This window comes from Spirulina sp. CS-785/01 (genome assembly GCF_028330525.1).
GTDB lineage: Bacteria > Cyanobacteriota > Cyanobacteriia > Cyanobacteriales > Spirulinaceae > JAQMSD01.
In genome coordinates this window covers 1-10,495 of sequence record NZ_JAQMSD010000140.1, presented here as the reverse complement: position 1 = coordinate 10,495, position 10,495 = coordinate 1, and the positions used below count along the sequence as shown (strand labels likewise).

Annotated in this window: 6 protein-coding genes, 1 tRNA gene and 1 rRNA gene; 3 read left to right on the top strand and 5 right to left on the bottom strand. The window is 46.7% G+C overall.

What is annotated here, in order from left to right:
- From PN462_RS08880 to PN462_RS08870, 3 genes are all read right to left on the bottom strand, one after another.
- Positions 1–123: ribosomal RNA gene (locus PN462_RS08880) — 16S ribosomal RNA — on the bottom strand; the annotation flags it as partial.
- 356 nt (positions 124–479) lie between these two features.
- Complete coding sequence (locus tag PN462_RS08875; RefSeq protein ID WP_272127741.1) at positions 480–3,434, bottom strand: calcium-translocating P-type ATPase, PMCA-type; 2,955 nt, start codon at positions 3,432–3,434, stop codon at positions 480–482.
- A 211-nt stretch (positions 3,435–3,645) separates the two neighbouring features.
- Positions 3,646–5,346: a pentapeptide repeat-containing protein gene (locus PN462_RS08870; protein WP_272127739.1), complete on the bottom strand. Its 1,701-nt coding sequence runs from the start codon at positions 5,344–5,346 to the stop codon at positions 3,646–3,648.
- Positions 5,347–5,471: 125 nt separating this feature from the next.
- Between PN462_RS08870 and PN462_RS08865 the strand changes: the two genes are divergently transcribed.
- Complete coding sequence (locus PN462_RS08865) at positions 5,472–6,491, top strand: permease (RefSeq protein WP_272127738.1); 1,020 nt, start codon at positions 5,472–5,474, stop codon at positions 6,489–6,491.
- Positions 6,492–6,703: 212 nt separating this feature from the next.
- On the opposite strand, the gene PN462_RS08860 is transcribed toward PN462_RS08865, so the two are convergent.
- Together PN462_RS08860 and PN462_RS08855 are read right to left on the bottom strand one after the other, a co-directional pair.
- On the bottom strand, positions 6,704–7,720 hold the full coding sequence (locus PN462_RS08860) for a cytochrome d ubiquinol oxidase subunit II (RefSeq protein WP_272127737.1): 1,017 nt from the start codon (positions 7,718–7,720) through the stop codon (positions 6,704–6,706).
- 9 nt (positions 7,721–7,729) lie between these two features.
- Positions 7,730–9,166 (bottom strand): cytochrome ubiquinol oxidase subunit I, encoded by a 1,437-nt coding sequence (locus tag PN462_RS08855; protein ID WP_272127736.1) that lies wholly within the window; start codon positions 9,164–9,166, stop codon positions 7,730–7,732.
- A 246-nt stretch (positions 9,167–9,412) separates the two neighbouring features.
- Here PN462_RS08855 and PN462_RS08850 point away from each other — a divergent pair.
- A tRNA-Ser gene (locus PN462_RS08850) sits at positions 9,413–9,497 on the top strand.
- Positions 9,498–9,767: 270 nt separating this feature from the next.
- Positions 9,768–10,211, top strand: a complete 444-nt coding sequence (locus PN462_RS08845) for a KTSC domain-containing protein (RefSeq protein WP_272127735.1) — start codon at positions 9,768–9,770, stop codon at positions 10,209–10,211.
- The last annotated feature ends 284 nt before the right edge of the window (positions 10,212–10,495 follow it).

The following is a 10,495-nucleotide window of genomic DNA, read 5'->3' as shown; positions in this document are numbered from 1 at the left end:
CTAGAGGCAGGTTTTCACGTGTTACTCACCCGTCCGCCACTGATTCCTAAGAATCCGTTCGACTTGCATGTGTTAAGCATACCGCCAGCGTTCATCCTGAGCCAGGATCAAACTCTCCATGTTGGTTTCACTCTCCCTACTTGGTACGAAACCAAAGTAGTTCTACGAGTTTCGTTTGACTAGCTTTGCTGTCTCCAGATTAATCCTTCGACAGACTTTTAATTTATCTTGACAAGGACTTTTTAGGCTGGTCTCTCAAACTATTAATTTGTCTAGGTTCGGTCTTTATAGTACGCTGTTAAGTTGGGCGTTTGAACCGCCTCTCTCAACCGCGCATTAACTAATATAGCTACTCTATCCAGGACTGTCAACACTTTTTGGGATTTTTTTTTGCTCTTTTTGCTCCTCATTCCCTAAAACCCCCACACTACAAGGGTTATAACCTATAAAAAAAATTTGAAATTTCCCAAAAATTGCTCTTATGAGGAGTCCTGAGTCGAAAAATGCTCCCGTTTGAGACGAGAGAACCAACGCCAGGCTTCCCCCACCCATAAGACAATGGATGTACCGAGGATAATTTTCAGCCAATCTGCCCCAGAGAGGGGAACAGTCCTGAACACTTCACGGCCAAACTGGATAATGAGGATTTGCCCGACCAAAATGAGGGCGGCAATGCCCATAAAAGCTTTATTTTGGTACAAACCCTGAAAAGCGGACTGTTTCAACCCTAAACAGCGAGCATTAAATAAATTCCAGAATTGCAGGAGGACGAAAACGGCAAAAAAGACCGACAGTTCGTAGTCCTCTATCCTCCCATCGTGGCCGAGATATTTGAGAAACCCCACCAAAAAGACCAAGAAAATCAAACCACTGCCTAAGATAATCTTGGTCATGGTTGGCGAAATAATAAAAGCATTGGGAGAGCGGGGGGGTTGTTCTAAAACTGCCCAGTGGGGGGGTTCTGTGGCTAATGCTAAAGCCGCAAAAGTATCCATAATTAAATTCACCCATAACATTTGGGTGACAGTGAGGGGGAGAGATACACCGATAAAGGGGCCAAGGAGGGCAATCCCCAAGGCCACTACATTGATCGTGAGTTGAAAGAGAATAAAACGTTGGATATTTTCGTAGAGCGATCGCCCCCAGACAACAGCATTCACAATACTCTTAAAGGAGTCATCCAGCAGAATAATATCACTAGCTTCTTTAGCGATGGCCGTGCCACTTCCCATCGCCAACCCCACCCGAGCCTGTTTCAAGGCTGCGGCATCATTGGTGCCATCTCCCGTTGCACCAACCACTTCTCCCACAGACTGTAATAATTGCACCAAGCGAAGTTTATCCAGAGGCACAGCGCGAGACAACACCTTGAGCGACTTAACCGCCTCTTTCGCCTCCTCATCGGGTAGATTACGGAATTCTTGCCCGGTTAAACAGGCATAGGGGGAAGACTCCTCATTCGTCCAAAGGCCAATCTGTCGGGCAATTTCTTGGGCAGTGTCGGCCCCGTCTCCCGTTACCACTTTCACTTGTATTCCGGCATCCAAACAAGACTCAATGGCCTGAGACACATCCGTGCGGAGGGGATCACTAATAGCCACAAACCCCAACCAAGTTAAATAATGTCCAACCTCATCCACCTCCAAATCCATTAAATTCTCGGATAATTCGCGGTAGGCAAAGCCTAATGTCCTCATTCCTCTGGCTTGATAGGCTTTCAGTGCGGCCAAAATGGGTTCTTTATTATGTAAAGGTAAAACTCCGTATTCGGTGAGAATATGAGTACATTTATCCACAACCACCTCTGGGGCTCCTTTGAGATGTAATAAGTCAGTCTGGGCAACGGGCGATCTCCCGACAGTCGCCATATACTTTCGACGGGGACAAAAAGACATCCGAAACTTAATCTCGAAATTGTGGCGGAAGGACAAATAATTAAACTTCTCCCGCTCTAACCAGAGTAACAATGCGCCTTCGGTGGCATTTCCCATCACAGTTGGGTCTTGTTCTGGCTGCCCATCTAAATCGGCGGTACTATTAGCCGCCATGGCTTCAGCAATTAAATTACGGGCAAAATCGAGATCAACTAATTTGGTGGCGTGTAGTCCTAGAAAACTAATCTCATTAACCCGCATTTGGTTACGGGTTAATGTTCCTGTTTTATCGCAACAGATCACCGTAGCTGCCCCAATGGTTTCACAAGCGTGCATCCGCCGCACTAAGTTATTGGCTTTGGCCATACGTTTCATGCTGTAGGCCAAGGAGAGAGTGACACTCATGGGCAATCCTTCGGGGACAGCGACAACAATAATCGTCACTGCGACCATAAAATATTGTAGGAGGGTTGTTCCCACTTCGGTGGGAAGCCAAGTTTCTCCGGCTTCTGGCAACCATCCCAAGGGGTAGCCCAAAGCTATCCCAATTCCCAGGAGAAAAACTGCGCCTAAGAGGACTTTTAACCAACCGCCAAAGCCTTGTCCGTCTAATCCGTGGGGGAATTTAAGGTCGGGTTGAATTAAGCCAATGCCATCATCAACGACGGGTAGCCAGACGGGAATGAGGGCAAAGAGAACACTAATAATGACGATACCTAAGAAATAGTCCTGTTGTCCGGTGAGTTGAAATTCTCCGGTGATAAAGCCTCGAATGAATAAGGCGGTAAAGATTAAGATGGCAAAGGAGAGGCCAACCACGCCAATTAATTCGCTGAGGCGTTGGAGTTGTTGGTTGAGGGGGGTGTCGTTGGTGTTTTCTACGGTAGCGACGGCGGTGGCCAATTGGCCAATTTCGGTCTGATCTCCGACGGCAGTGACGACAAAATAACCATTCCCTTGGGCAACAATGGTACTGCGATAGACTTTGTGATTGGGATAGGTGGTTTCGGTTTCGGGAGGTTGGTCTAATTCGGATTGGGTAAATTTTTGAACGGGTTCAGTTTCTCCGGTAATTTTTGATTGATCAAGGAGGAGGGAGACGGCCTCGACGACTTCGCCATCGGCGGCGATTTCTTCTCCTTGTTCAACATAGACTAAATCACCGACGACAAGGGATTTCCGGGGGATGGCGGTGACATGACCCTCTCGAATGACGCGCACTTTTAGCTCATCAACGTATTGATTGAGTATTTCAAAGGCTTGATTGGCGCGATATTCGTTGATGAAGGCGAGGATGGTGGCGAGGAGAATGGCGACGATGATGCCTAAGCCTTCGATGTATTCTCCTTCAAACCAACCGACAGCGATCGCAATTACTGCTGCGACCATCAAGATACGGATTACCGGGTCTTCAAATTTTTCTAAAAATAAGAGCCACCAAGGGTCACGTTTTGGGGGCGACAGGACGTTAGACCCGTATTTCTGTCGATTGAGGATAACTTCTTCTGAGGTGAGTCCTTGAGAGGTTAGCTGCGACTGGATTTGTTTCTCGCTGACCATAGAATAGAAAATTTGAAGGTAACGGGGTCTATTCAGACCGTTATTCTATGGTATCATTGGCGAATTTTGCACCGACTGAACTTCTTGGTTAGCGGGGCTGTGGTTCAACACCTCCAACGCAGGGTGATGGAGATTTCGGGAGAAGGCAACAATGAAGCGGAGGCGGTTGGAGAGAGGGGAGGGGAGGCTGTTCGAGTCGGGGTTGTGTCATTCATCCATCCCTTTGAAACGGATGGCTTTTTGACTGATTTTTCTGTAGGACGGTGGTGATCATGGCGGCTAATTGGGAGGCGCGATTGCTTCGCACAGCCGGAAGGCTATCCCGCGATCCCTGAAAAAAATACTTTTGATTGGCCTGAGCCATGGCCTGAAAGTGGTGATAGGCTTGGAAATAATCGGCGTTGAGTTGCGATCGATCCGCCACAGGTGAGGTTTTGACGCGAATGAGGAGGTTAACCCCCCGTTTTTCTAAGGCCACGATCTGTAATTGGCTGTCGGGATGCGCGTCTTCTAATTGTTGATAGGCCAAGGCAATGGCATGAGGATCAACGCCCTGGGTATGATACAAGTCGAGGGTATCGGTAATGGGTTTAATAAATTCGCTAAATTCCCCTGGTCTAAAGGTGGCTTGATAATTGTCCGGTTTCCGGTGAGGATTGGGATTAGCGGCGGTAGGGACTCGTAAATAAATATAGTGACATTTGACTTGATCCAAGCAAGTTGTTCCTGTCACGCCCCAATTTTCCAGATAAGCCCCGGTTAAGGTTGCCCCAGTTAAATTTGCCCCGGCCAGTTGAGTGTGTTGCAGAATAGCCCCGGTTAAATTCGCCCCGCGTAACTGGGCATCATTGAGAATGGCCCCGGAAAAGTTGGCATTTTGTAAATTCGCCCCTTGCAAGTTAACCCCTTGTAAGAATTGCCGTTGGTAATTTTGCCCTTGTCCTTGTTTCTGGGTGACTAACTGTAAAATAACTGGATCGCGCAAATAGGTTTGTCCTGGACGCAGGAGGGTAAAGATTGCCCCTTGCCAATGGGTTCGCACAAGACTACTGTAGCGCCAGTCCACAAAGCGGAGATTACTTTGGGCGAAGTCGGCATCGGTTAAATTTGCCCCTTGAAAATTGGTCCCTTGCCAAGTAGCCACTGCAACGGCTAACTGTTCAATCCAGCGTTGTTGGGACTGTCCAGAGAGGGCTTGCCATCCCCCATAAACGGCTAACACGACTTCTCCCCCTGTAATAATGAGAATCAGGAGTTTGACGACATTGGCGGAGAGGGGCAAATCGGGATTGAGGAAATGAACCCCAAAGAGTACGCTAGGAATCGCCCCTAACATGGCTATGGCTTCAGTGAGAATGACGGCGGTAAAACCCGTGATAGCAATGGTTAAGGCGGAGGCCACAGAGACAGTTAAGGTCATGGCCACGGTGGTGAGGAGGGTGAGGACTGTCATGGCCGCGACAAATAAAGCCGCCCACCATCCTCCGGCCCCCGCAAAGGGGGTGGCCCAAGCGAGAATAACCACCCAAATCCCATTTTTCGCTAAAAACTGCGCCCCTTGGGGAAATCCTTGGAGCAAAGTGGTGCGATAAAATAACGCCACCATCCCCCAAAGGACAAAGGCCAATAATAGATCTGCCGGAGATAGTCCTTGTCCTAAGCTACCAAAGAGGAGATTCACTTCTGCCCAAATTAATCCAGATGTCCCAGCCATGACGAGACACATTAATAGTAAGAGGGCAGTCCATCCCCAGGTGCGTCCGGTTTGGACATGACGAAAGTTGGCGGCGGTTAAATTAGCCCCTTGAAAATCGACGCTGCGGAGGTTGGCGTAACTAAAATCCGCACCCTGAAGATTTTGCCCACGAAAGGAATGTCCCCGTAGGACTTGACCGGAAAAATTCAACGACATTGAAGAATGAGTAGATTGGGATTAATAATTAAAGGATGGCTGCAACATTTCTGTAAAGTATAAGGGAGATTTTTGCGTCCCCTTCTTTGTTAACGTTTCTCACACCCCCTAGCAGACTAGAATCTATGACTCAACTGTATAACGCTTTTACCCTCTTTTTGAGTTTATTAGTAGAAGCCTTTCCGTTTTTGTTACTGGGCATTTTACTGTCGAGTGCGCTGTTGTTGTTTGTCAATGAACGGGAATTGATCAACCGCATTCCCCGGAATCCCTTGTTGGGGTCGTTTTTTGGCAGTTGTGCAGGATTTTTATTTCCGGTCTGTGAATGCGGGAATGTCCCGGTGGCGCGGCGTTTGCTGACCCAAGGTGCGCCAACTTCAGTGGCGATTGGCTTTCTGTTGGCAGCCCCAACCATTAATCCTATTGTCATTTGGGCGACTTGGGTTGCGTTTCGGGATCAACCGGAGATTGTGGTGTTACGGGTGTTTTTTTCCCTGTCGGTGGCGACGATTATTGGTTGGATTTTTAGTGTACAGCGTGATCCTCAACCGATGATGCAGCCAGCGATCGCAAAACGGATGTTACAACAATGTCAGGTGGATAACTCCGAGAAGCCAAAAGGTGAACTCGCTTCGCCGTTACTCCAGTCGGGGACTTTTTTATTGGGCACGGGGGAAACGCCTCTCCGGTTAGATGACAATAGTCCAGAAGCCTTGCGGCCTCAGGTGAAAACGCCTTCCCAACAACGATTACAGTTATTTTTAGAGAATACGGTTCAAGAGTTACGGGAGTTGGGGGGAATGTTGGTGATTGGTAGCGCGATCGCAGCTAGTATTCAAGTGTTGGCCCCTAGGGAGTTGGTGGTGAGTTTAGGTCAGGGGCCGTTAACCTCGATTTTAGCGATGATGTTATTAGCGGCGGTGGTGTCCATTTGTTCAACGGTGGATGCGTTTTTTGTGCTGGCTTTTGCCTCCACGTTTACTACTGCGTCTTTACTGGCGTTTTTGGTGTTTGGGCCGATGATTGATTTAAAGGCCATCGGTTTAATGTTGTCAATTTTCCGACCGAGGGTAATTTTCTATTTATTTGCGATCGCTGCACAACTCACCATCCTGTTCACTCTATCCTATAGTTATTTCTTTTGACCTCCTCCTGCACAAAGCGCGTTCACCCATGGGCATTGCTCCCTGTGAGCATCCCTTAAAATAAAAATGAATAGCCCATTGTTTCGAGGTCCCATGATCTTAATCACGACATCTACCTTTATAAACAAAAATTCTCCCTAATACAGGGAGAATTAAAGCATCAGGGAGAATTGACCATAACTCAGACTCTGACTTGAGTCTCTATTCCCCCATTAAACCTCCCCGTAATGCTCGCTTTTGATCTTGCCGCGAAAGACCACATATTGATAAATGTTGTAAAACACCATTACCGGAATCAGCGCACCGATGAAAATAATCATAATCACCAAAGAACTAGGATCGGCAGCAGCATCATAAATGGTAATTTCACGGGGAATAATGTAGGGAAACACCACCAACGCTAACCCAATAAAAGTGAGGACAAAAACTAAAATTGTCCAGATGAAAGGCATTTTTTCCGCCTTCTGGTTGAGACTGCGCCACAACAGTCCCACCAACAACACCCCTACAATGGGGATGAGGGCGAAAATATAGACTAGGGGGGCATTTAACAAGCGATCGCGGGCCGACTCAAAGAAAATCGGCGTAATTACCGTAATAACAATCGCCCCAATTAACGTCGTAATCGCCGCAATTCGCGCCGTCTTATAATGGGTTTCCTGTAAACTGCCCTCAGTCCGCCAGATCAAATAAGTGGACCCAATCAACACATACCCCTGAATCAAGGTTAACGCCACCAACACTGAAGGAACACTCAACCAGTCCCAAACTCCCCCAATAAAATGCCCATCTGCATCCACATTAATCCCTGCCAGGACTCCCCCCAAAGCAAACCCCTGGCCCAAGGCCGCCAAAAAACTACCGGCCCCAAAAGCAAAATTCCAAAATAACTTCCGGTTCGCTTGTTCCCGAAATTCAAACGCTACTGCCCGGAAAATAAACCCAAATAACATAATAAAAATGGGAATAGACAGGGCTTGCAGAATGTTGCTATACGCCAGAGGAAATGCCCCAAAGAGACTCCCCCCCATCAAAACCAACCAAGTCTCATTAGCATCCCAAACATTGCTTAAACTGGTCATTAAGATGCCTCTCCGTTCTTCAGAGGAGGAAGTCAGGGATAAAATACCAACACCCAAGTCAAACCCATCCAGCATCACATAGAGGAGGAGGAATAAAGCCAAAATGCCAAACCACACTTGCGGCAATAAATAATCTAAGGTTTCCATGCTGGCCTCCTACCGTTTTGCTTCTAAAGGACGTTCATCCGGTTGGAATTCACCGGGAGTTGTCTTAATGGCCGCTACTTCTGCGGGGGTGGGTAACTCAAGGTTAGGGCCTTTGATAATGATGCGACGACCAAAATAGAGAGCCGCAAAAAAGAGTAGAGTATAAACCGAGGCAAACCCTAACAAAGTAGTTAACACCTCTTGAGAGGGGAGGTTGGAGGCCGCATCACTGGTGCGAATTTGATTATAAACCGTCCAAGGTTGCCGACCGACACAGCGCACAATCCAACCGGATTCTACGGCAATATACCCTAACGGGGCCGCCAATATCCAACCCCCCATCAGCCATTTTTGCTGCTGGAGGTTCTCTGGAGAGAATTTACCCCGTAACCATTGAATCACGCTGATGCCCATTAATCCGGCAAAGAAAAAGCCAATCCCCACCATGATGCGGAAGGAATAATAAATTAACCCCAACAAATGAGGCCGGTTTTCGGGAGGCCATTCTTTTAACCCTTTCACGGGTTCAGATAAAGTCGGTTTCAGTTCTAAGATATAACCCAGACCTTGGGGAATTTGGATTTCCCAGTCATTTTGTTCCGCTTTTTCATTGGGGAGGGCCAAAAGACTCCAAGGGGCTGTTTCTCCTGCGGGGATGGTTTCCCATTGGGCCTCCATTGCTGCGAGTTTGGTGGGTTGGTAATGATAAACCTGTTCCCCGCTTAAATGGCCGATGTAAATTTGTAGAGGGGCTACAGCAATAGCGGCAGCTAAGACAATTTTTAGGGAACGGCTAAAAAACTGCACATTCCGTTCCTTGAGAATATACCACGCACTGATCCCCCCAATAACAAAGAGAGAGGTTTCTAAGGTGGCGAAGAACATATGCAGAAAGCTATTCCACATAAACGGGTTAAAAATCGCCTGAAAATAGTCTTGGACGACATATTCCCCGTTGACAAGTTCCACCCCAGAGGGGGTTTGTAGCCAAGAATTGGCGGTTAAAATCCAGAAGGTGGAGAGATTTGCCCCAAAGGCTACTAAGATGGTGGCGATGTAGTGAATAACGGGGTTCACTCGTTCCCAACCAAAGATCATAATACCGAGAAAGGCGGCCTCTAGCATAAACGCCCAAGACGCTTCAAACCCGATAACACTACCAAAAAAGTTCCCCACTGCTTCTGATAGGGGACCCCAGTTGGTCCCAAATTGGAATTCCATGGGGATACCACTGGCCACCCCGATGCCAAAATTAAGCACGTAGAGTTTTGCCCAAAAGCGGGCATGATGATAATAGTCTTTGTTGCGGGTTTTTAACCACAGTCCTTCGACGATGACTAAATAAATGCTCATTCCCGTGGTGAGAATGGGCCATAACATATGAAAAATCGCCGTTAACGCGAACTGCATCCGCGATAAGACGAGGGTGTCTGACAAAAAATCCATATCAATACCTTGTTGAAACTGAGAGATTGCTTGATTCCTCGATAGGGCGATTTTGCGAACCCATGGTTACTTATCTTACTCAATGTATAAAAAACTATCTAGTGAAATAGTTATTTAAAACACGGAAGGCCGGGAATGATGAACTACTCCAGACACAGAGAATGGGGAGAGGAGGAGGGAGGAGACGCTTGAGCCATTCTGGGGATAGATAGCTGTCTCGATCTGCGTTATTATAGTAAAACACTGGGAGAGGTGGCAGAGTGGTCGATCGCGCTCGACTTGAAATCGAGTGAACCGCGAGGTTCCGTGGGTTCGAATCCCACCCTCTCCGTTTTTTGATAATGAATAATGAATAATGAATAATGAATAATGAATAATGAATAATGAATAATGAATAATGAATAATGAATAATGAATAATGAATAATGAATAATGAATAATGAATAATGAATAATGAATAATGGATAATGAATAATGAATAATGGATAATTGAGAATTAAGATTATCTGTTTTTTGCTTGTCCTTTTTCCAAGACTCTATTTTTTTGTTTAGCTTGTTGACTATATTTTCAATTTTGGGTATAATTGAAGAAATCATCAAAATGGAGTTTAAGGGGATGGAACTCAACGCTATTGATTTAAAAAAATTAATTGCGATTGGTCATGATGAGAAGAAGTTAGCTTTATTAATTGAACGGGGGACAGAGGAGATGGAATATCTTGAAGTAAATGCCCCCAAAGCTGCTTATGATGGTTTAAAGGCGGTTTCTGCTTTAGTTAATGAGGAAATCCCTGCAATTCCCGAACCGTCTTCTCTCACTCCTTCGACGGTAGAGGCATTATATCCGGCTAATTCTAGTTGTACCAATGCCTTGGCTTATGATCCCCAAGAAAAGTTATTAGAAATTGAATTCACCAATGGTTCGGTGTATCAATATGAGGGGGTAGAACCGGAAACGTGGAATCGTTTTCGCCAAGCGAAGTCTCCTGGCCGTTTTTATAATCGTGCGATTAAGGGAAGTTATGAGGGGAGACGGGTGGAATAGTTTTTGTTGTTGGTTAAATACGCCTTGGGTTGAAACCCGTGGTTCAATTATCAATTATCAATTATCAACGGTGATAGGGAATCTGGTATCTAAAGTCCCTAAACAATTATGAAACGCGCTCTAAACAATTATGAAACGCGCTCTGGGTGGGCAATGCCCACCCAGCCCTGTCAAGGTGGGTAACGAGATATGGCGGTTTGGAGTCGCCCTCACCCCCCAACCCCCTCTCCCAACCTTGGGAGAGGGGGAGAAAATGTCTCTCACAAGTGTCTGAAACAACGGTG

Excerpts from the sequence above, each read along its gene's own strand:
- PN462_RS08870 (WP_272127739.1), bottom strand. The coding sequence starts at position 5,346 with ATGTCGTTGAATTTTTCCGGTCAAGTCCTACGGGGACATTCCTTTCGT.
- PN462_RS08875 (WP_272127741.1), bottom strand. The coding sequence starts at position 3,434 with ATGGTCAGCGAGAAACAAATCCAGTCGCAGCTAACCTCTCAAGGACTC.
- PN462_RS08860 (WP_272127737.1), bottom strand. The coding sequence starts at position 7,720 with ATGGAAACCTTAGATTATTTATTGCCGCAAGTGTGGTTTGGCATTTTG.
- PN462_RS08855 (WP_272127736.1), bottom strand. The coding sequence starts at position 9,166 with ATGGATTTTTTGTCAGACACCCTCGTCTTATCGCGGATGCAGTTCGCG.
- PN462_RS08845 (WP_272127735.1), top strand. The coding sequence starts at position 9,768 with ATGGAGTTTAAGGGGATGGAACTCAACGCTATTGATTTAAAAAAATTA.
- PN462_RS08865 (WP_272127738.1), top strand. The coding sequence starts at position 5,472 with ATGACTCAACTGTATAACGCTTTTACCCTCTTTTTGAGTTTATTAGTA.